22 protein-coding genes are annotated in these 21,134 nt (G+C 66.9%); 21 read left to right on the top strand and 1 reads right to left on the bottom strand.

Going from position 1 to position 21,134, the window contains the following annotated elements; genetic code table 11:
• Nucleotides 1–93: 93 nt before the first annotated feature.
• The 11 genes from HBF26_RS01740 (at nt 94) to recO (ending at nt 11,734) form a co-directional block, all read left to right on the top strand.
• Nucleotides 94–570, top strand: coding sequence for a Ycf46 family AAA ATPase (locus HBF26_RS01740; RefSeq protein ID WP_167122458.1), 477 nt, complete (start codon nt 94–96; stop codon nt 568–570).
• Between the two features lie 3 nt (nt 571–573).
• Complete coding sequence (locus HBF26_RS01735) at nt 574–3,105, top strand: putative bifunctional diguanylate cyclase/phosphodiesterase (protein ID WP_167122456.1); 2,532 nt, start codon at nt 574–576, stop codon at nt 3,103–3,105.
• 147 nt (nt 3,106–3,252) lie between these two features.
• A complete protein-coding gene (gene rpoE, locus HBF26_RS01730; protein WP_167026712.1) occupies nt 3,253–3,849 on the top strand; it encodes an RNA polymerase sigma factor RpoE in 597 nt (198 codons plus the stop codon).
• Nucleotides 3,846–4,484, top strand: coding sequence for a sigma-E factor negative regulatory protein (locus HBF26_RS01725; protein ID WP_167122454.1), 639 nt, complete (start codon nt 3,846–3,848; stop codon nt 4,482–4,484). The genes rpoE and HBF26_RS01725 overlap by 4 nt, the downstream gene beginning before the upstream one ends.
• Nucleotides 4,485–4,602: 118 nt before the next feature.
• The gene (locus HBF26_RS01720; protein WP_167122452.1) at nt 4,603–6,018 is read left to right on the top strand and encodes a DegQ family serine endoprotease; all 1,416 of its coding nucleotides are present in this window, start codon (nt 4,603–4,605) and stop codon (nt 6,016–6,018) included.
• Between the two features lie 127 nt (nt 6,019–6,145).
• The gene (lepA, locus tag HBF26_RS01715) at nt 6,146–7,936 is read left to right on the top strand and encodes a translation elongation factor 4 (RefSeq protein WP_167122449.1); all 1,791 of its coding nucleotides are present in this window, start codon (nt 6,146–6,148) and stop codon (nt 7,934–7,936) included.
• 78 nt (nt 7,937–8,014) lie between these two features.
• Nucleotides 8,015–8,917 carry a signal peptidase I gene (gene lepB, locus HBF26_RS01710; protein WP_167122447.1) on the top strand — a complete coding sequence of 301 codons (903 nt, stop codon included), beginning with the start codon at nt 8,015–8,017 and terminating at the stop codon, nt 8,915–8,917.
• A gap of 136 nt (nt 8,918–9,053) precedes the next feature.
• Entirely contained in the window at nt 9,054–9,428 is a 375-nt protein-coding gene (locus HBF26_RS01705) for a DUF4845 domain-containing protein (RefSeq protein WP_167122445.1), read from the top strand.
• A gap of 6 nt (nt 9,429–9,434) precedes the next feature.
• The gene (rnc, locus tag HBF26_RS01700; RefSeq protein ID WP_425482961.1) at nt 9,435–10,091 is read left to right on the top strand and encodes a ribonuclease III; all 657 of its coding nucleotides are present in this window, start codon (nt 9,435–9,437) and stop codon (nt 10,089–10,091) included.
• On the top strand, nt 10,088–11,023 hold the full coding sequence (gene era / locus HBF26_RS01695; RefSeq protein ID WP_167122441.1) for a GTPase Era: 936 nt from the start codon (nt 10,088–10,090) through the stop codon (nt 11,021–11,023). The genes rnc and era overlap by 4 nt, the downstream gene beginning before the upstream one ends.
• 18 nt (nt 11,024–11,041) lie before the next feature.
• On the top strand, nt 11,042–11,734 hold the full coding sequence (gene recO / locus HBF26_RS01690; RefSeq protein WP_167122439.1) for a DNA repair protein RecO: 693 nt from the start codon (nt 11,042–11,044) through the stop codon (nt 11,732–11,734).
• Between the two features lie 129 nt (nt 11,735–11,863).
• On the opposite strand, the gene HBF26_RS01685 is transcribed toward recO, so the two are convergent.
• Nucleotides 11,864–12,601 (bottom strand): response regulator, encoded by a 738-nt coding sequence (locus HBF26_RS01685; protein WP_167122437.1) that lies wholly within the window; start codon nt 12,599–12,601, stop codon nt 11,864–11,866.
• Nucleotides 12,602–12,647: 46 nt separating this feature from the next.
• Here HBF26_RS01685 and HBF26_RS01680 point away from each other — a divergent pair, with 46 nt between their 5' ends.
• From HBF26_RS01680 to HBF26_RS01635, 10 genes are all read left to right on the top strand, one after another.
• On the top strand, nt 12,648–14,675 hold the full coding sequence (locus tag HBF26_RS01680; RefSeq protein ID WP_167122435.1) for a hypothetical protein: 2,028 nt from the start codon (nt 12,648–12,650) through the stop codon (nt 14,673–14,675).
• 72 nt (nt 14,676–14,747) lie between these two features.
• On the top strand, nt 14,748–15,347 hold the full coding sequence (locus tag HBF26_RS01675; RefSeq protein ID WP_167122433.1) for a YdbL family probable chaperone protein: 600 nt from the start codon (nt 14,748–14,750) through the stop codon (nt 15,345–15,347).
• A gap of 107 nt (nt 15,348–15,454) precedes the next feature.
• A complete protein-coding gene (gene rlmD, locus HBF26_RS01670; protein ID WP_167122431.1) occupies nt 15,455–16,756 on the top strand; it encodes a 23S rRNA (uracil(1939)-C(5))-methyltransferase RlmD in 1,302 nt (433 codons plus the stop codon).
• Nucleotides 16,757–16,771: 15 nt separating this feature from the next.
• Nucleotides 16,772–17,296, top strand: coding sequence for a CYTH domain-containing protein (locus HBF26_RS01665; RefSeq protein ID WP_167122429.1), 525 nt, complete (start codon nt 16,772–16,774; stop codon nt 17,294–17,296).
• Entirely contained in the window at nt 17,290–18,291 is a 1,002-nt protein-coding gene (nagZ, locus tag HBF26_RS01660; RefSeq protein WP_167122427.1) for a beta-N-acetylhexosaminidase, read from the top strand. Before HBF26_RS01665 ends, nagZ begins: the two co-directional genes overlap by 7 nt.
• Nucleotides 18,292–18,298: 7 nt before the next feature.
• On the top strand, nt 18,299–18,844 hold the full coding sequence (locus HBF26_RS01655) for a hypoxanthine-guanine phosphoribosyltransferase (RefSeq protein ID WP_167122425.1): 546 nt from the start codon (nt 18,299–18,301) through the stop codon (nt 18,842–18,844).
• Between the two features lie 4 nt (nt 18,845–18,848).
• Nucleotides 18,849–19,595, top strand: a complete 747-nt coding sequence (locus tag HBF26_RS01650) for an S-methyl-5'-thioinosine phosphorylase (protein ID WP_167122423.1) — start codon at nt 18,849–18,851, stop codon at nt 19,593–19,595.
• Nucleotides 19,596–19,732: 137 nt separating this feature from the next.
• A complete protein-coding gene (locus tag HBF26_RS01645; protein WP_090053863.1) occupies nt 19,733–19,939 on the top strand; it encodes a cold-shock protein in 207 nt (68 codons plus the stop codon).
• A gap of 142 nt (nt 19,940–20,081) precedes the next feature.
• The gene (locus HBF26_RS01640) at nt 20,082–20,465 is read left to right on the top strand and encodes a VOC family protein (protein WP_167122421.1); all 384 of its coding nucleotides are present in this window, start codon (nt 20,082–20,084) and stop codon (nt 20,463–20,465) included.
• Nucleotides 20,466–20,578: 113 nt separating this feature from the next.
• Nucleotides 20,579–21,037: a PA2171 family ribosome-binding persister protein gene (locus tag HBF26_RS01635; RefSeq protein ID WP_167122419.1), complete on the top strand. Its 459-nt coding sequence runs from the start codon at nt 20,579–20,581 to the stop codon at nt 21,035–21,037.
• Nucleotides 21,038–21,134: the final 97 nt, after the last annotated feature.

Below are 21,134 nucleotides of genomic sequence, written 5' to 3'. Positions count from 1 at the left end.
GGCGTACGGTCGGCCTGGATCGAAAGGTTCGCCGCTGGCGCAGGGACCGGCAAAGAGCGGATACTTCGCGCTCGTCAGCCGCCCGACCCCCACATGGATTCCAGCGTAGGAAACGATATCTTCGACCGCATCCTGTCGGCCTCGGGGCCGCTGGTGGCGCTCAAGACGAACGACCCGGGCCTGCTGGTGGAACAGTTCCGCCTGGTGGCGCGGCGCACCGGGCAGGCGGTGTACCTGTGGCGCCACGGCGAGGGGCTGGCGAGCCTGCGCGATGCGCAGATGCGCGTTCCCGGCTGCCAGCGACTCGGGGACGCCCTGCGCTACATCCTGCAAAGCCTCCACTTCGGGGTATACCTGCTCGACATGCCGCAGGGCGTGCCGAGCGCCACCGACGGTGCGCTTTTACGGCAACTTTCGCGTACCCAGACCGGGCATGTGCGCCGTGTGGTTCTGCTCGGCGCGAATCCGATCCTGTTGGCCACGTTCGAAAACGACGTGGCCACCGTCGACGCCGAGTGGCAGGCGCGCGCCGCGGCGCCGCGGCTGCGCGACGGCCGCTGGATCGTCTGAGCGATGGCGATCGCGGTCGAGCCCAACGGCGTATTGATCTTCACCGCGCGACGCGATGTGCGCCGCGCCGTCTTCGACGCCCTGGACAGGGAAGGCGACTTCGTCCTGCTCAGCGCGCGCGATGCCGCGCAGCTGGAAGCGCTGCTGGCCGATACGCCGCCGCTGCGCGTGGTGGTGGCCGGCGCCGACGGCACCGCCGACACCGAGCGGGGTCTGCGCATCCTGCGCAGTTCTCCCGCGTACTCGGAGCTCCCCATCGTCTACGTGGTGGACGACGTTCCGGGCGTGGCCCCGGAAGGCGCGCTCGACTGGCTTCGTGCCGGCGCCATCCCGGCTGAACTGGCCCAGCGCGTGCGCGCGGCGGTCGGCGCGCCCGTGCCGGCACCCTCCGGCGGTCCGGCGCGCACGGACTGGCGGTTCGCTTTCGACGCCGGAGCCGCCTGGGTTCTGGCCTCGACGCCGGACGGTTGCATCCTCGAAAGCGGCACGGCCATGCACCGCCTCTGGGCGGGCAATGGCCCCATCCAGGGGCGGCTGCTTTCCGACGTGTTCGTGCTCCCGGACGGCGCGACGTGGCCCTTGCCCGACGGCGACGGCAAGGCGTGCACGCTGCGCCGTGCGAACGGCGGCGACGTAGCCGGCGAAGTGGACGTGCGCCATATCGTCGACCAGGGCATCCATCGCATCGCCGTGGCGTTCCGCGACCTGCGCGCGGTCGACATCGCCGAGCGGGCGTTGTCCCTGCTTGCCGTGTTGGACGCGTGTCCCAGCGACGACGAAGGCATGAGCGAGGCAGCGGCCCTGCTGGCCGACGCACTCGAACTCGACGTGGTGGCGGTGTGGTCGGCGCTACCGGAAAGCGAAACCGGTCCCGAGGTGCTGGTGCGGGTATGGAACGGGCCCGCGCCCGTGCTGTGGCCGGAACCCGGCGACGTTCCGTTGCTGAAGACCGCCCTCGGAGGCAAACCCCACGTGTGCCTCGACGCGGAAGGCGATGCGCGCCTGGCCGATCCCCTCGTCGATGCCCTCGAACTGCGTTCCTACGTCGTGCTTCCGTTGCTGGACGAACGGCGAAGCGTCCTGGGTGCACTGCTCGCCGGCCGCTGCCGGCCTTCCAACGATGCCCGCGTGCTCGAGCCGGCCCTGCGCGCGGCCACGGCTCGCTTCGCCTCGGCCCTCGAACTGCGGCGCGCACGCGAGCAGGGGCGGGCGAGAGGGCTCGTGGACACCCTCACGGGGCTGCCCAACCGGCTGCTCTTCAACGACCGCATGGAAACCATCGTGCGCGAAGCCGAGCGCACGGGCGAGTGTTTCGCCACACTGCTGGTCGACCTCGACCGCTTCAAGGGCATCAACGAGACGCTGGGCCACGCCGTGGGCGACCAGGTACTGACCTCGGTCGCGAAGCGCCTCCGCGCCAGCGTGCGCGCGTCGGACACGGTCGCTCGCTACGCCGGGGACGAATTCACCCTGATCCTGCGTCACATCGTGAAGCGCGACGACGTGCTGCGCATCGCCGAGAAGATCGTGCAGGCCATGGAGGTGCCGCTGTCGCTGGACGACGGCTCCGAACTCCAGGTGACCATTTCCGTCGGCATTTCGTTCTTCCCCGACGACGCCGTGGAAGGCGAACTGCTGCTGCGTCATGCCGACGAGGCCATGTACGGCGCGAAAACCCTCGGCCGCAACAATTACCAGGTGTACGCCGCCAACGTCGATACCGCCCAACAGCAGCAGGCGGAACTGAAGGTGCGCCTGCGGCACGCGGTGCGCAACGACGAACTGCGCGTGTTCTATCAGCCGCAGGTGGAGGCGGCGAGCGAAGACATCGTGGGCATGGAAGCGCTGGTGCGCTGGGAGCATCCCGAGCTGGGCATGATCAGCCCGGGCTTCTTCATTCCGCTCGCGGAAGCCAGCGGGCTCATCGTGCCCATCGGCGAATGGGTGCTGCGCACCGCCTGCGCGCAGGCAAAGGCCTGGGAGGACCGCTTCGGGCTGGGTCTTCGCCTCGGCGTGAACCTGTCGGCGGTGCAGCTCATGCAGCCGAACCTTGCGGCCGTGGTCGCCAACGCGCTTCGCGACACCGGCCTGGAGCCGGGCCAGCTCGAACTGGAAGTTACCGAAAGCATCAGCGTGAAGACGGTGCCGCATCTCGTGGAAACGCTGGATGCGCTGCACGCGATGGGATGCCGCATCGCCATCGACGACTTCGGCACCGGCGCGGCCTCGCTCGACTACCTGCGGCGCCTGCCCGCCGACCGCATCAAGATCGACCAGAGCTTCGTGCGGAATATCGGCGTAGACCCCGACGACGAGGCCATCGTCCGCGCCACCATCGACATGGCCCACCGCCTCAAGCGCGGCGTGGTGGCGGAAGGTGTCGAGATCGAGCAACACCTCGAGTTCCTCCGCGCCAACGGCTGCGACGAGCTGCAGGGCTATCTTTTCTGCCGGCCGCTGCCCACCGCCACGTTCGAGAAACTGCTCGGCGAGCGCGAGCGGCTGGTGAGTGAAGGGCAGGCCGTGCCGGCCTGAAAAGCCCGCCACCTTGAGGTCGGGCGCCGCGCCCCGCATAGTTCCATGGCTGCGGACGAGCGCGCCGGCGTGACTGAACTTGCGCCGCGCGGGCTTGTCTCAGCTGCGCCCGCGACTGGCCCCGATAGAGTTAAGGAGACGGCCCGGATGGGCGAAAACGAACTGGATCAAGCACTTGTCGAACGCGTGCAGCAAGGGGATCGCCGCGCATTCGATTTGCTTGTCCGCAAGTACCAGCACAAGGTGGTGGCGCTGATCTCGCGATACGTGCACGACTGGACCGAATGCGAGGACATCGCGCAGGAGGCCTTCGTGCGCGCGTGGCGCGCCCTCGGCTCCTTCCGCGGCGAGAGCGCCTTCTACACCTGGCTGTATAAGATCGCCGTCAATACGGCGAAGAACCACCTGGTCGCCATGGGCCGCCGTCCGCCCACCGGCGACATCGACGTCGAGGATGCCGTTTACGTGCCCGGGGCCACCCGCATGCACGAAAGCGCCACCCCCGAGCGCGAAATGATGCGGGAACAGGTGGAACAAACGGTGTTTTCCACTGTCCAAGCCCTGCCTGAGGAACTTCGGGTCGCGATCACCCTGCGCGAGGTGGAAGGCAAAAGCTACGAGGAAATTGCCTCCATCATGGACTGTCCCATCGGTACCGTCCGTTCGCGTATCTTCCGGGCCCGCGAAGCCATCGACCAGAAACTGCGGCCGCTGTTGTCCGACCGCGAGGACCACAACCCATGAGCGAAGCCAATCGGGAAATTCTCTCCGCCGGCATGGACGGAGAGCTGTCACGGGAGGAAATCCGCTTCCTGCTGCGACGGCTCGAAGCCGATCCGGTCCTCGCCGATACCTGGGCCCGCTTCCACGTGGCCCGCGACGGCCTGCGTCAACAGGGCGTGCCGCTGGTGTCCGCTGACTTCGCCAGCCGGGTCATGGACGCCATCGAAGCCGAGCCCGCCATGGCCGCCGCGCCGCGTCGCCGCTGGTTGCACTGGTCGGCCGGTGGCGCCATCGCCGCCAGCGTCGCCGTGGCGGCCCTGATGCTTTCCCAGCCGGCCGGCAATCGTTCGGCGGCGCCGGACGTCGCACAGCGGACCTCGATCGAGGACGCCCAGGTGGCCAGCGTGCCCGCCGCCCAGCCCGCGGCGCCGGTTGCCCCGCAATGGCTCAGCGGCAACATGGCTTCCCAATTCACGCAGAAGGCCGCATTCGACAGCTCGAACGCAGCCGGGGCCGAGGCCTACCTGCCGCGTTCCACGCCCTATCAGATTCATCGTGCCCGGGCCGCTGCGGCGCCGGAAGACAACGGCTACCTGCTGCTGATCCGCCCCGACGGCAGTCGCTATGTGCAGCCGGTGGCGGCGCAGGCTCGCTGAGCCGCGGTTCGTGACCGCGCGCCGCCCCTCGCCGGCGCGCGCCTTTCCCTTCAATTCGTAACAGTCCGCGCGGTCAAACCGCGCGGGCAGCTGTGGTTAGGTAAAAAGGAGGAAATCGATGGCTTTCTGGCATGTACGCGCACTGCTCGGCGGCGCCCTGGTCGTGGCAAGCGCCGGCGCGCAGGCGCAAACCCTTCCGGACTTCACCGGCGTCGTGGAAAAGAACGCCCCGGCCGTGGTCCACGTCGAGGCGAAGACCACGGGCACGGCCCGCAAGTCTCGCGGCGGGCCGGGTGACATGCCCGACGATCAGGAAGAATTGCTCCGGCGCTTCTTCGGCATGCCGGGCATGCCGATGCAGCCGCGCGATCGAACGTCGCTCGGCTCCGGGTTCATCATTTCGGGCGACGGCTACATCCTCACCAACGACCACGTGGTCGACGACGCCGACGAGGTGAAGATCCGCCTGCAGGACCGCCGGACCTTCACCGCGAAGGTGGTGGGCAAGGACCCGCAGTACGACATCGCCTTGCTGAAGATCGACGGCAAGTCGCTGCCGACCGTCACCATCGGCGATTCGCGCACCGTCAAGCGCGGCCAATGGGCCCTGGCCATCGGCTCGCCGTTCGGTCTCGACGCCACCGTGACCCACGGCATCATCAGCGCCGTCGGCCGCAACCTGGGTAGCGGCGACCAGCCGTACACCTCGTTCATCCAGACCGACGTGCCGATCAATCGCGGCAATTCCGGCGGCCCGCTGTTCAACCTGCAAGGCCAGGTCATCGGCATCAACTCGCAGATCTATTCCACCTCGGGCGGTTACCAGGGCCTGTCGTTCTCGATCCCCATCGACGTGGCGATGAACGTCGTGCAGCAGATCAAGGACAAGGGCTACGTGTCGCGCGGCATGCTCGGCGTCACCGTGCAGCCGGTGGACCAGTTCGTGAAGAACCTCGACCTGCCGGACGCCAACGGCGCGCTGGTGGCCCAGGTCACCCCGGGCAGCGGTGCGGACAAGGCCGGCCTGAAGCAGGGCGACGTCATCCTCTCCTTCAACGGTACGCCCATCACCTCGTCGCCCGACCTGCCGCCGCTCGTCGGCCTGACGAAGCCGGGTTCCATCGCCAAGGTGGAAATCCTCCGCGACCACAAGAAGCAGACCGTCGACGTCAAGGTGGGCGAGATGCCCCGCGACAAGAGCGGGCAGTCCCTCGCTTCCGACACGGACGGCGCCAGCGGAAGCGCGGCGGCGCTGGGCATGTCCGTGGAAGACATCGACGCCTCGACCCGCTCGGAGCTCGGTCTCAAGGCCGGGGAGGGCGTGGTGGTGAGCCAGGTCAGCGGCAGCGCGGCCGCCGGCGCCGGCCTTCGCCCGGGCGATGTGATCCTGATGGTGAACCAGAAGCGCGTGGGCAGCTCGGCGGCGTTCCGCGCTGCGGTCAAGGGCCTGAAGCCCGGCGACACCGCCATGCTGCTGGTGCGGCGCGACGACTCCACCCGCTTCGTCGGCGTCACCGTGCCGTCCGACCGCTGAGGCCACGGCCGGCCGCCGCTCGGCGGTAGCCGGTCTTCCATGCGATAATGCAGGATTCGCGCCGGCCGATTGGGCCGGCGCGCGTCGTTCGCGCCGCGAGCGATGGTGAACGTGACCACGGCGCTCCATGGAACTCATCCGCAACTTCTCCATCATTGCCCACATCGACCACGGCAAGTCGACCCTGGCCGACCGCATCATCCAGTTGTGCGGCGGGTTGTCCGAGCGCGAAATGGAAGCGCAGGTCCTGGACAACAATCCGATCGAGCGCGAGCGCGGCATCACCATCAAAGCGCAGTCCGTGTCGCTGCCGTACAAGGCGCGCGACGGCAAGACCTACCAGCTGAATTTCATCGACACCCCGGGCCACGTCGACTTCTCCTATGAAGTGAGCCGGTCGCTCTCGGCCTGCGAAGGCGCGCTGCTGGTGGTCGACGCCGCCCAGGGCGTGGAGGCGCAATCGGTCGCCAACTGCTACACGGCCATCGAGCAGGGCCTGGAAGTCATTCCGGTGCTCAACAAGATCGACCTGCCCACGGCGGACATCGAAAAGGCCAAGGCCGAGATCGAAGCCGTGATCGGCCTGGACGCCAGCGACGCGATTCCGGTCAGCGCGAAGACGGGCCAGAACGTCATCGAGGTGCTGGAGGCGATCATCCATCGCATCCCGCCGCCGAAGCCGCGCGACACCGACAAGCTGCAGGCGCTGATCATCGACTCCTGGTTCGACAACTACCTCGGCGTGGTGTCGCTCGTGCGCGTGATGCAGGGCGAGATCAAGCCGGGCGACAAGATCCTGGTCATGTCCACCGGCCGCACGCACCTTGTCGACGACGTGGGCGTGTTCACGCCCAAGCGTAAGAAGCTCGAGCGCCTGGCGGCCGGTGAAGTGGGCTGGATCAACGCATCGATCAAGGACGTGCACGGCGCACCCGTGGGCGACACGCTCACGCACGCGGGCAAACCGGCGGAAGAACCGCTGCCCGGTTTCCAGACGATGCAGCCGCGCGTGTTCGCCGGCCTGTTCCCCGTGTCCGCCGACGACTATCCGGCGCTGCGCGAAGCGCTGGACAAGCTGCGCTTGAACGACGCGGCGATGTTCTTCGAGCCGGAAAGCTCCGAGGCCATGGGCTTCGGTTTCCGCTGCGGGTTCCTCGGCATGCTGCACATGGAGATCGTGCAGGAGCGCCTGGAGCGCGAATACAACCTCGACCTCATCACGACGGCGCCGACCGTGGTCTACGAAGTGGCCAAGACCGACGGCACCGTGCTGCAGATGGACAACCCGGCCAAGCTGCCTCCGCCGCAGCAGATCGCCGAGATCCGCGAACCGATCATCGTCGCCAACATCCTCACGCCCGGCGAATACGTGGGCAACGTCATCAAGCTGTGCGAAGAAAAGCGCGGCGTGCAGCGTTCCATCCAGTACCTGGCCACCCAGGTGCAGGTGACCTACGAACTGCCCCTGGCGGAGGTCGTGCTCGACTTCTTCGACCGGCTGAAATCGGTGTCCCGTGGTTATGCCTCGATGGACTACCACATGGACCGTTTCGACGCCGGCCCGTTCGTGCGCGTGGACGTACTGATCAACGGCGATCGCGTGGACGCCCTCAGCCTCATCGTGCATCGCTCGCATGCCGAGCGGCGCGGCAGGGAACTCGTGGAGCGGATGAAGGACCTCATCCCCCGCCAGCAGTTCGACGTGGCCATCCAGGCGGCGATCGGAGCGGCGATCATCGCGCGCTCGACGGTGAAGGCCCTGCGCAAGAACGTGCTCGCGAAGTGCTACGGCGGCGACGTCTCGCGCAAGAAGAAGCTGCTCGAGAAACAGAAAGAGGGCAAGAAGCGCATGAAGCAGGTCGGCAGCGTGGAAATTCCCCAGGAAGCCTTCCTGGCAGTCCTGAAAGTGGACAAGTGACCTCTGACCTATGGAACCCCGGTGCCGGATGCGCCGGAATGGGCCTCGCGGCCCCTCGATACGACTAACGGAGTTGGCATGGCGGCATTCGATTTTTCGGCGATCCTTCTCGGCCTCACGGTCCTCTTCGGGCTGGTGTGGCTGTTCGATCGCCTCTTCCTGGCGAAGGCGCGCCGCGCCCGCGCGGAGGCCTCCGGCACGGAGCAGCCCGAGCCCTGGCCGGTGGACTGGGCCAGGTCGCTGTTCCCGGTGATCCTGGTGGTGCTGATCCTGCGTTCGTTCGTGGCCGAGCCGTTCCGCATCCCGTCCGGCTCGATGATGCCCACGCTGGACGTGGGCGACTTCATCCTGGTGAACAAGTTCGCCTACGGCCTGCGCATGCCGGCTTTCAACAACAAGCTGGTGGAAAACGGTGAACCCCGGCGCGGCGACGTCGTCGTCTTCCGCTTCCCCGGCTTCCTCTGCAAGGACGAGAACGGCGACATCGTCCGCAGCGGCGATCTCACCTGCCAGAACCCCCACGCGCCCGTGCCCAGCGAGAACTGGATCAAGCGGGTGATCGGTCTTCCCGGCGACCGCATCGAGACTCGCGGCAGCGAGCTCTACATCAACGGCGAGCGCGTCGGCGCCGACGAGATCGGTCCCTTCAAGGGCAGCATGACCCGGCCGGAAGACCGCCTGCTGATGACCTTTGGCTCGAAGCTGTACACCGAGCACCTGGGCAGCATCAACCACACCATTGCGCTGACGCCCGCCTTCAACATGCCGCAGGACATCCCCAACGAGGTCGTGCCCTCGGAAGTGCCGAAGGGCTGCTACATCGTCATGGGCGACAACCGCATGAACAGCACGGACAGCCGCTGGTGGGGCTGCATGCCCGAGAAGAACCTCGTCGGCAAGGCGTTCTTCGTATGGCTGGCGTGGCGCGGTCCGGGCAACGGCTGGCTCGATTTCTCCAAGATGGGCAAGGTCATTCATTGACCGAATGGTGGCCCCGGTCACGCCGAAAGGCGTTGCGGTTGCCTCCGGACAAGGTAATCTCCGCTGCGGGGCGCGTATCGCGCCCCGCACGCATTCGTCTCGACAGGGGAGCCGCCACGGCGGCGAGGACACGACCATGAAATCCAGACAACAGGGCATTACCCTCATCGGCTTCGCCATCGTGCTGCTGGTGCTCGGCTTTTTCGCATTCATGGCCATGAAGCTCGTGCCGTCCTACATCGAGTACTTCGGGGTGAAGAAGGCCATGAGCCAGATGGCCACGAGTGGAAACGCCCAGGATCTGGACAGCCTTCGCCGCGAACTGATCTTCAAGATGGGCTTCCAGTACGTGGACGACGCCACCATCCAGCCCAAGGACATCACCATCGACCGCGCCAACAACGGGGCGATGCTGCATGTCGAGTACGACAAACAGATTCCCTTCATCTACAACATCGACTTCCTCCTGCATTTCGAAAACTCGGTGCAGTTGAGGAATGCGTCCATGTAACGAGCGATCGTGCCGTTTCCCCATTCCTTCCGTAATCCCGACCTCGCGACCCTGGCTCTGACCCACCGCAGCGCCGGGAAACCGAATAACGAGCGCCTGGAGTTCCTCGGCGACGCCCTGTTGGGCGCCACCGTGGCGGAACTGCTGTTCGAGGCCCATCCGAATGCCAGCGAGGGCGAGCTGTCGCGGCTTCGCGCCCAACTGGTCAACGGGCAGGCCCTGGCTGCCATCGCCCGCGAACTGGAACTGGGAGACGCCCTGAAGCTGGGCCCCGGCGAACTGAAGAGTGGCGGTTTCCGCCGCGACTCCATCCTGGCCGATGCCTTCGAGGCCCTTGTGGCCGCCGTCTACCTGGACGACGGCTACGACGCGTGCCGTCAGGTCGTGCGCAGGCTGTTCACGTCGCGCGTGGCAGAAATCAAGCGCTCCAGCAAGGACGCCAAGACCCGTTTGCAGGAGTGGCTGCAGGGCAGGGGCATGGCGCTGCCCGTCTACGAACTCACCGGCAGCTACGGCGAAGACCACGCAAAGGTCTTCGACGTCAGCTGTTCCATCGACGAGCCCGAGCCCATTCGCGTTGAAGGACGCGGTGGCAGCAGGCGCGCCGCCGAGCAGGATGCCGCCGAAGCGATCCTTCGCCGCCTGCTGGAAACCAAGACATGAACGACATCGAATCCAACGAACACGAAGACACCCTGGTCGACGACGATTTCCGCTGCGGATACGTGGCCCTCGTCGGCCGCCCCAACGTGGGCAAGTCCACGCTGCTCAACGCGCTCATCGGCGTGCGCCTCAGCATCGTCAGCCATCGCCCGCAAACCACGCGTCACCGCATCCTCGGCATTTCCAGCAAGCCGCAGGGGCAGATCCTGTACGTGGACACGCCGGGCCTGCATCGCGGCGGCAAGCGCGCGATGAACCGCAGCCTCAATCGCGCCGCGCGCGCGGCGATCACCGAGGTGGACTTGGCGGTGCAGGTGATCGAAGCCGGTCGCTGGACCGACGAGGACATGACCATGTATTCCGCCCTGGCGGAACAGAAGGACATGCCGAAGCTCCTGGCGATCAACAAGGTCGACCTGCAGAAAGACAAGACAGCCATGCTGCCTTTCGTCGCCGACCTGATGCAGAAGCATCCCTTCGACGACGTGTATTACGTGAGCGCACTGAAGTCGAAGGGCCTTGCCGGCCTGGAGAAAGGCATCCTGAAACGCCTGCCCGAGCAGCCGGCGATCTACGGCGAAGACGAGATCACCGACCGCAGCGAGCGCTTCCTCGCCGCGGAAATGGTGCGCGAGCAGCTCATGCTCCGGCTCGACCAGGAACTGCCTTACGCCACCACCGTGGAAATCGAGCGCTTCGAGGACCGCCCCGACGGCGTGGCCGAGATCCACGCCGTGATCTGGGTGGAGCGCGACGGCCAGAAGGCCATCGTGATCGGCAACGCGGGGGCGCAGCTCAAGGCCATCGGCACCTCCGCGCGCCGGCAGATGGAAAACCTCTTCGAGCGAAAGGTGTTCCTCAAGCTGTGGGTCAAGGTTCGCGAAGGCTGGGCCGACGACGAGAACCTGCTCAAGCGTTTCGGTTACGAGTAAGCCCTCCGGGCGCCGCTCATGCGCGTCGAACAACAGCCTGCCTTCGTCCTGCACGCCCGGCCCTACCGGGAAACCTCGCTGCTGATCGAATGCCTGACGCGCGACCACGGCCGCATCGGCGTGGTCGCCCGTGGCGTACGCAAGGAACGGGCCCGCCTGCAACGCGCGCAGCTCGAACCCTTCCAGCGCGTGGAGCTGGACCTGTTGATGCGTGGCGAACTGGCGACCCTGCGCGCCGCCGAGCCGAGCGGCGCGGTGCTGCGCCTCGTGGGCGACGCCGGGCTGGCCGGCCTTTACCTCAATGAGCTGGTCGTACGGCTCACCGGCAGGCAGGACCCGAACCCGGAACTGTTCGCGCTCTACGAGCTGGCCTTGCAGCGCATGGCGGCACGCGAACCGCTGGCGTGGACGCTGCGCCGGTTCGAGCGCGACATGCTCGACGCCCTGGGCTACGCCCTGCAACTGGACGCCGACGCGCTGGACGGGGAGCCGCTGGACCCGGCAGCCACGTACTTCTATGACCCCGAATCGGGAGCGATGCCCGGTCGTGCGGGCGATCCGCGGGCGATTCGCGGCGCCGACCTCCTGGCCCTAGCCCAGGACATGGCGCCCGACACGGCGGGGCTGGCGTCGTTGCGACGCATGATGCGTCAGGTAATCGCCTTCCACCTCGGCGGCGGCGAACTGCGCGCCTGGCGGGTTTTGCGCTAGGCGGCATGCCTAGGCGTCGCCCTCGTTGTAGGAGCGCGCCCTGCGCGCGACAGCTCTTCGCGCCTGTTCCCAAGTTCACGCGCCAGCTCCCAGATTGGCGCGAAAAGTTGTCGCGCGCAGGGCGCGCTCCTACCCTGCAGCAGACAACGCAGCCAGCGTCGCGTCGAGTTCCACGCGGAAGCGGGCGAGGGCGCCGGGCACGACGATGCGCGTTTCGCGCACGTGGCCTTGCAGCACCTTCGCCTGGGCACCGAGCCGTGCGGCGCCGCAGAATCCGCAGGCCGAGCGCAGGCGGTGCAGGCGCTCCACCAGTTCGGCGGGGGCGTCGACCAACCGATCCAGAGCGCCCGAGAGATCCAGGAGTTCCGCGTGGAGCAGCTGGCGCAGCGCCTGCATGGTGTGCGGATCGCCGGCAGCGGTGAGGCCGGCGGCGTCATCCAGGATGCGCGTGCCGTCGTCCAGCCCCAGGGTGGCCGCCAGCGCCTCGAGCAGCGACGCGACGCGGCACGGTTTCTCGATAACGCCGGCGAAGCCCTCCGAAAGGAGCGACGCGCGCAACGGTGCCGGTACCTCGGCGCTCGTCGCCAGCGCGGTACTCGCGCTCGATGCGGCGGCGGGGTCGGCGCGCAGCGCCTTCAGTACCTCCACCGCGCCCGCCCGCGGCATCCGGCAATCCAGCAGCAGCGCGTCGAAACGCCGGCTTCGCGCCATCTCCAACGCCTCTGTGCCGTCCTGGGCCAGCGCCACGACGTAGCCGTGGGCAGCGAGCGCCCCGGCGAGGAATTGCCGCGTGGAGGGGTCGTCGTCGGCGACCAGTAGATGCCGTTCGCCGCTCGCACGAGGCGCATCGTGAAGGTCCTGCGACATAGTAACGTTCCGTGTCGTTCATCTGGATTTGGCAGAATGGACGAGCATGCTTTCCGTATCAACCCGCCTCTTCGCACTGATCCTCGTTGCCCTGACCGCGATGGCCGCGGCAGAAGGCGCGCGTGCGGGCGTGTCGGTCGAAGCCGACACGCTGTCCATTCCGGGAATGGCGATGAACGGCATGAAGGCGGACATCGAACCTGCCGGTAACGGCAAGGGTCTCGACGTCACACTGTCCGCCGACCGGGCGGACATGCCCTCCCTGGGCTGGCGCAAGCTCGGACTGCGCCTCGACGGCACCCTCGACCGCGACGAGCTGGGGCGATGGGTCTTCGACGGCAGCGTGAAGCTGCGCGGGGCACCCGGCGGGGCGCTCGGAAACGCCGCCGTACACGTCGTGGCGGACCAGGCGGCGAACACGCTGGAAGTGTCGCTCAAGCAGGACAAGGCCCAGGCGCGCGTGGCCCTGCCCATGGACCAGACCACTCATGCGCAGATCACGTTGGCCGGCCTGCCGGCCGGGTGGCTGCAGGGGTTGTTGTCCACAGTGTGGTCGGGGCGTGCCACCGGCGGGCGCGTGGACGCGGACCTCGCCCTCGACGTGCTCGACAGCGGTGTGCAGGCATCGGGTCAGTTTTCACTTGCCGGCGTGGGTTTCGACGGTTCGGGCGGGAAGCTGGCCGGGGAGGGCCTTTCGGGGTCCGGTCGCCTGGGCATCGACAGCCAGGCCGACGGCGCCTCGGTGGACCTCGACGCCACCCTGCGTGGCGGGGATGTCCTGTTGGGGCCGCTGTATGCCCGCTTGCCCGACCACGCGGTGCAATTGTCGCTGGGCGCTCGCACGAAGAAGGGCGAACTGGCGATCCCACGCCTCCGTCTGACCGATCCCGACGCCTTGCAACTCGAGGGCGAACTCGCATTCGCCGCGAACGGCGACCTCAGCCAGCTGCGCCTGGACCGCATCAACGGACGGTTCCCGGCGGCATACACCCGTTATGGCAAGGGGCTTCTGCAATCCTTCGGGGTGGATCAACTGGACGCCCGTGGCGACCTGGCGGGCCATGTGACCATGGAAGGCGGCGCGCTGAAGGCGTTCGCCCTGCAGACGGCCGCTTTGGACCTGAGGCTTGGCGACGGGCGCCTCGGCGTCGACGGCCTGCATGGCGCCATCGACTGGAGCGCCACGGAAAATCGTCCGTCCACCCGATTGGGCTGGCGTGGCCTGCGTTTCTATCGCATTCCCAACGGAGCCGCCGAATCGTCCTGGCGAAGCTCCGGGGGCGTGCTGAAGCTGGAGAAGCCCTTCGCCATTCCCGTGCTCGACGGGCAACTCCGCGTGCTCGGCCTCAGCCTGCGCCCCGGCGCCGCCACCGGCGAACGGTTGCAGACATCGCTGGCGCTGACCGAGATCGACATGGCCGCGTTCTGCCGCGCCCTGGGCTGGCCCGAGTTCCAGGGCAAACTCGGTGGGGCCGTGCCGTCGCTGCGCTTCGTGGACGACCGGATCGAGTTCGGCGGCGGCCTGTCCATCAACGTGTTCGACGGGTTCGTGGACATCACCCGCATGACCCTCGCGCAGCCGTTCGGTGCGGCGCCGGTGCTCACGGGCGATGTCGCGCTCCGTCGTCTCGACCTCGCCCTGCTCACCTCGGTGTTCGATTTCGGGAGCATGACCGGGCGCCTCCACGGCAGCATCGACGACATCCGCCTGGTGGCGTGGGCGCCCACGGCGTTCAAGGCCAGCCTTGTCGCCGACGAGGGCGGCCGGATCAGCCAGAAGGCGGTGAACAGCCTCACCTCGGTGGGTGGGGGCGGCATCGCAGGCGGCTTGCAGGGCACCGTGCTGAAGCTGTTCAAGACCTTCGGCTACAAGCGGGTCGGGTTGAGTTGCACGCTCAAGGGCGATGTCTGCAGCATGGGCGGGCTCGGTCCCGCGAAGGACGGCTACGCTATCGTGGAGGGCAGCGGCTTGCCGCGCCTCAACGTGGTTGGCCACCAGCGCGAGGTCGACTGGCCGACCCTGGTTCGTCGCCTGAAGGCAGCCACCGAGGGCGGCGGTCCCGTCGTCCGCTGACACGCAGGAGCGCGCCATGCGCGCAAGAGCCAACGAAGCGGCTTGGCCGTACCAGATCCAGGAGGAAGACCGATGCGCAACCTATTGATCTCCATAGCTACCTTGGCCGCCCTGGTAGGGTGCGTCACCATCAACGTGTATTTCCCCGAAGCGGCCGCGCAGAAGGCCGCCGACCAGTTCATCGGCAACGTGCTCGAGGGCAGTGGCGCCGGTAAACCGGCCACGGGCAGCGACACCAAGCCCGCGTCGCCGCCGGCGAAGCAACCTTCCGCGTCGCTGCTCGATCTGGTGATTCCGGCCGCCCATGCGGCCGAGACTCCGGACATTCGTGTCAGCACGCCGGAAACCGAAGCCATCCGCGCGCGCATGACCGCGCGCTTCGGCGGCCAGCTGAAGGCCCTTTTCGCCAGCGGCGCCGTGGGCTTCACCAGCGACGGCCTCGTGGCCGTGCGCGACGCTTCGGCGTTGCCGCTCGACCAGCGCGCGCAGGCCAACAACCTCCTGCGCGACGAGAACAACGACCGCGACGCCTTGTATCGCGCGGTCGCCGTCGCCAACGGCCATCCGGAATGGGAGCCGCAGATCCGCAAGACCTTCGCGCAGGGCTGGGTCCAGCGAGCGCCGTCGGGCTGGTATTATCAGGATGCCTCGGGCGCCTGGAAGCGCAAGTAAGGCAAATCCCCGCCGATTCCGTGGGAAGCGTGCTGGCGCGCGAATGGGGCTTGCAGCGAGCACCCATTCGCGCGCCAGCGCGCTTCCCACATCACGTTTTTGAGCGCATGACCGAATTCGAAGCCACCATCACCGACCTCAGCCACGACGGCCGGGGCGTCGCCCGCATCGACAACAAGGCCACCTTCGTTTCGGGCGCGTTACCGGGCGAACGCGTGCTGCTGAAGTACCGCAAGCGCCACCGCAATTACGACGACGCCGAGGTGGTCAGCGTCATCGAGGCATCGCCCGACCGGGTCGAGCCCGTCTGCCGGCACTTCGGCCAGTGCAGCGGCTGCTCGCTGCAGCACCTGGCGCCCGCCGCGCAGATCGCCGCCAAGCAACGCGTGCTTGCCGAGAACTTCGAGCGCATCGGCAAGGTCACGCCGGAAACCTGGTTGCCGCCGCTGGTGGACCAGGCCTGGGGCTATCGCCGGAAGGGCCGGTTCTCGGTGCGCTACGTGGCGAAGAAGGAGCGCGTGCTGGTCGGTTTCCGCGAGGAGTCCAACCCGCGTTTCGTGGCCGACATCGAGGTGTGCGACGTCATCCATCCGGCTCTTGGCCCGAAGGTGGGTCTGCTGGCCACGCTGATCGGCGGGCTCGACGCGGCGCGCGACATTCCGCAGGTGGAATTCGCCGCCGGTGACGACACCGTCGCTCTCGTTTTCCGTCACCTGTCGCCGCTGTCGGAACGCGATCGCGCGGCGCTGACCGAATTCGGCAAGGCGCACGGGCTGGCCATCTACCTCCAACCGGGCAACCACAGCAGCGTGCATCCGCTGTGGCCGGAAGCCCCCCGACTCTCGTTCGCCATTCCGGCGGAGAACGTGGAACTCGACTTCCTGCCGCTCGATTTCGTGCAGGTGAACGCAGGCATGAACCAGCGGATGCTCGCGCGTACCCTCGAACTCCTGGACCTGCAGCCGGGCGATCGCGTGCTCGATCTGTTCTGCGGCCTCGGCAACTTCACCCTTCCCATCGCCCGTCATGCGGCCGAGGTGGTGGGCGTGGAGGGCGAGCACGGGCTCGTGGAGCGCGCGGCGGCCAACGCCGCGCGAAACGGCCTGGGCAACGCCACGTTCCGTGTCGCCAATCTGTTCGACGACCAGCGTAACGAACCCTGGGCCACGCAGGCGTGGGACAAGATTCTGCTCGACCCGCCGCGTGCCGGCGCCGACAAGGTGCTGGAATACCTTCCGCGCAAAGGCACCCAGCGGATCGTGTACGTGTCGTGCCATCCGGGGTCGCTGGCCCGCGACGCGGGTATCCTCGTCGAGAAGCACGGGTTCCGGCTCGTGTCCGCCGGGGTAATGGACATGTTTCCCCATACCGCGCACGTTGAATCCATCGCGCTCTTCGAGCGCGGCTGAACGAACGGGAAGCTCATGGGCGTCGAAATCGAACGCAAGTTCCTCCTCGCCGGCGACGGCTGGCGTGGCCTCGTGGAGCGCAGCGAGCGGATGGCGCAGGGATACCTGGTAAGCGGTGCCGCGATCGCCGCCGGCCACGCGAAGTGCTCCGTTCGGGTGCGCCTGTCGGGCGACAAGGGCTGGCTGAACATCAAGTCGGCCACGCTGGGCGTCGAGCGCCACGAGTTCGAATACCCGATTCCGTACGCGGACGCGGAGCACCTGCTGCATGAACTGTCCGACGGCGTGCTGGAGAAGATCCGCCACCACGTCATGCTCGACGGCACCCACGTCGAGATCGACGAATTCCTCGGCGACAACGCCGGACTGATCGTCGCCGAGATCGAGCTTCCGTCCGCGGATGCGCCTTATCCCACGCCTTCATGGCTGGGCATCGAGGTAAGCGAGCAATCGCGCTACTACAACGTCAATCTCGTGGACCGCCCATTCGCGCAATGGTCGGCCGCGGAACGGGAAGGGAAGGGAGGCACCGCATGCTGATCGTCGGCCTTGCCGGCACGGAACTGGCCGCGCACGAACGCGCGTGGCTTACGGCGCCGGGTGTATCGGGCGTGATTCTTTTCTCCCGCAATTTCGCCTCACGACAGCAGGTCGCGGCACTGATCGAATCGGTGCGCGACGTCGCCGGCGAAGACTTCCTGGTGTGCGTCGATCAGGAGGGCGGACGCGTGCAGCGATTCCGCGAAGGCTTCACCCGGTTGCCACCCGTGGCGGCCATTGGCCGGCTCTACGACACCGACCCGGTGGATGCGGTGAACCGCGCCGAAGAACATGCCTGGATCATGGCGAGCGAAATGCGCGCCATCGGCGTGGATTTCAGTTTCGCACCCGTGGCGGACATCGACCGTGGCAGCCGGGCGATCGGCAACCGCGCCTTCCATGCCGATCCGGCAGCGGCCGCCGAACTGGTGCAGGCGTACGTGCGTGGCATGCATCTGGGCGGCATGGCCGCCGTGTTGAAGCACTTTCCCGGGCACGGATCGGTGCTCGAAGACACGCACCTGTCGTCCGCGGTCGATCCGCGGAGCAAGGACGAGATCTTCCGCAACGACCTGCTGCCTTTCCTGGCCGGCATGGAGGCGCATGCCGAGGCGGTCATGGCTGCGCACGTCACGTATCCGGCCGTCGACGATCGTCCCGCCGGCTACTCGCGCATCTGGATCGAAGACATCCTGCGCGGCGAGCTGGGCTTCCGTGGCTGCGTGTTCGGCGACGACATCAGCATGGCCGCGGCAGGCAGCGTCGGCGGCATTGCCGAGCGCGCCGCCGCCCACCTCGATGCCGGTTGCGACCTGGTGCTCGCCTGTTTTCCCGACGTTGTTCCCGAGGCGATCGCGGCGGTCGAGGGCCGCCGTCCGTCGCCGCCCGAGCGCATCGCGCCGTTGCGCGGCGCGATCGGCTCCACCTGGGAAGGACTTTCCGACAACCCCCAGCGCGAGCGTTTCATCGCGCGCGTGACCGCCCTGGAGCCTTGAGCTACCCATGACATCCGTCCCGTATGAAGAAGCGCTGGCCAGCGCGGACCTCCTGTTCGGCCGCGAGCAGCTGGATATCGAGATCGCGCGCATGGGCCGCGAGATCGACCACACGCTTGCCGGCGAACGTCCCGTCTTCCTTACCGTGATGCACGGTGCCTTGCTCTTTGCCGGGCAGCTCGCCCTGTCGATTCGCACCGACCTCGAGTTCGACTACGTCCATGCCACCCGTTACCGCGGTCAGACCAGCGGCAGCGACCTGCATTGGCTCCGCCGTCCGGAGGTGCCGTTGCAGGGCCGCACCGTGCTCTTGGTGGACGATATCCTCGACGAGGGCCACACGCTGAAGGCCGTGCGCGATGCCTGCCTGGAGATGGGGGCCGACCGGGTGCTGCTGGCGGTGCTCTGCACGAAAGTGCATGGCCGCCGCGCCCACGGCATCTCGGCGGACTTCAATGGCGTGGATGTGCCGGACCGCTACGTGTTCGGTTACGGCATGGACTACAACGAGCATGCCCGCAACCTGCCGGGCATCTACGCGCTGAAGGACTGACCCGATGAGCATCGACCTCGCCGTCATCGGCGGTAGCGGCCTTTACGCGTTCGAAGGGCTCGAAGACAGCGAGCGCCATACCGTCGAGACGCCGTTCGGCGCCGCCTCGGGCGATGTCGTCACCGGCCGCTTCCGGGGCAAGCGGATCGCGTTCCTTGCCCGCCACGGCGAAAGCCATACCGTGCCGCCACACCGGGTGAATTACCGGGCCAACCTCTGGGCACTTCATTCGCTGGGCGCACGCCGGGTGGTGGCGGTCAATGCCGTGGGCGGCATCCGCGACGACATGGGGCCGCGCACGCTGGTGGTACCCGATCAGATCATCGATTACACCCACGGCCGCTACACGAGTTTCAACGATGTCGAGGGCGCCGAAGTGCGGCACATCGATTTCAGCGAGCCGTACACGGAGAGCCTGCGTCAGGCGATCCTGGCCGCTGCCAGGGCGGAAGGTCTGGCCATCGTCGATGGCGGCGTCCATGGCGTGACCCAAGGGCCCCGGCTGGAGACTCGTGCCGAAATTGCGCGTATGAAGCGCGACGGCTGCGACCTCGTGGGCATGACCGGCATGCCGGAAGCGGTGCTGGCCCGCGAGCTGGACCTGGAGTTCGCCTGCCTCGCGCTGGTGGCCAATTTCGCGGCCGGCGCCGGGGACGAAGCCGAAATAAGCATCGAGGAAATCTTCGCCCATCTCGCCGCGGCGACCGCGAACGTGCCCCCGATCCTGGGTCGGTTACTGGCGACGGATTGATCTCGGAAAGAATCCCAGTTGCGCTTTGCCTGGAAACATGATGATACTTCCGCTGCGCCGCGGGGGCAGGCCAAGGGGATCCATGGGGAACGCCTCGCCATCCGGGTGCTTCCAGTCCATGTCCAGAGGTTTCCGCAATGCGTTTCGGTACGGTCAAGTGGTTCAACGACGCCAAGGGTTTCGGTTTCATCGCGCCCGAGGACGGTGGGGAGGACGTGTTCGTCCACTTTTCTGCGATCAATTCCAAGGGGTTCCGTAGTCTCCAGGAAGGCCAGCGTGTGAAGTTCGAAGTGACCCAGGGCCCGAAGGGTGCCCAGGCGTCGGGCGTTGAAGTCGCCGCCTGATCGCTTCCACGTTTTGCCGGTTACAAGAAAACCCCGCGCATCCGCGCGGGGTTTTTTTTGGAATCGTTCTTATTGACCGTAATCGGGCGGAGTTCGATAGTCCTCCCGCCGCGCACATCGCGCGCGACCACGGGAGCATGGCATGAAGCGAGTTACCGGCATCGGCGGGATTTTCTTCAAGGCGAAGGACCCGGTCGCCTTGCGCGCCTGGTACCAGCGCCATCTCGGCATCGACGTGCAGGAATGGGGCGGCGCCATGTTTCCCTGGACCGACGAACACGGTAACGCCACGAAGGGCATGACGGTCTGGTCGATCGGCGCGGACGGCGGTGAACAGTTCCCGCCCGGTGCCTCGCCCTTCATGATCAACTACCGCGTGGAAAACCTCGACGAGCTGCTTGGGACATTGCGCGAGGAAGGCTGCAACGTGCTCGAAAAGGCGCCCGATTCGGGCTACGGGCAGTTCGGTTGGGTGATTGATCCCGAAGGGAACAAGGTGGAACTCTGGCAGCCACCCGAGGAGTGACCGTATCGGTTGTCCCCGTCAAAATCGCGATGCGAATCCCACGCGTTGCGCTCGCGGGAAATTCACGGCCGCCAGTGAATGGTAAGGCACCCAGCCCACTGCCAGGAACTACCATGGATGCCATCAAGCTGCTCAAGACCGATCACAAGCTCGTCAAGCAACTCCTTTCGGAGCTTGCGGAAACCAGCGAGCGCGCAACGAAGAAACGCGCCGCCCTGCTGCACGAGATTCAGGTGAACCTCAAGGCCCACACCACGATCGAGGAAGAGATCTTCTATCCCGCTTTCAAGAAAGCAGGCCGTAAGGACGAAGCGAAGATGTATTTCGAGGCGCTTGAAGAGCATCGCGCCGCCGAGGACCTCGTGCTTCCCGACCTGCTGGGCACGGATCCTTCCAGCGTCGAATTCTCCGGCCGGGCGAAGGTGCTCAAGGAACTGATCGAGCACCACGCGGACGAGGAAGAGAAGGAAATGTTCAAGGACGCGAAGGAACTGCTTTCCAAGGAAGAACTGGCCGAACTCGGAGCCCGCATGGAAGAGCGCAAGGCCGAGGTAATCGCGTCCTTCGGCTGAGATCGGCCGGGTTATCTGTGGGAGCCGCTTCAGCGGCGATAGGGCGCACACGTCGCCCCTGTCCGCGGTCGCGGGATCGCCGGCCTGGCCGGCTCCC

It is taken from the genome of Luteibacter jiangsuensis (assembly GCF_011742555.1).
Lineage (GTDB): Bacteria > Pseudomonadota > Gammaproteobacteria > Xanthomonadales > Rhodanobacteraceae > Luteibacter > Luteibacter jiangsuensis.
Note: the sequence above shows the minus strand (reverse complement) of the source record. Positions and strands in the feature narration are given on the sequence as shown.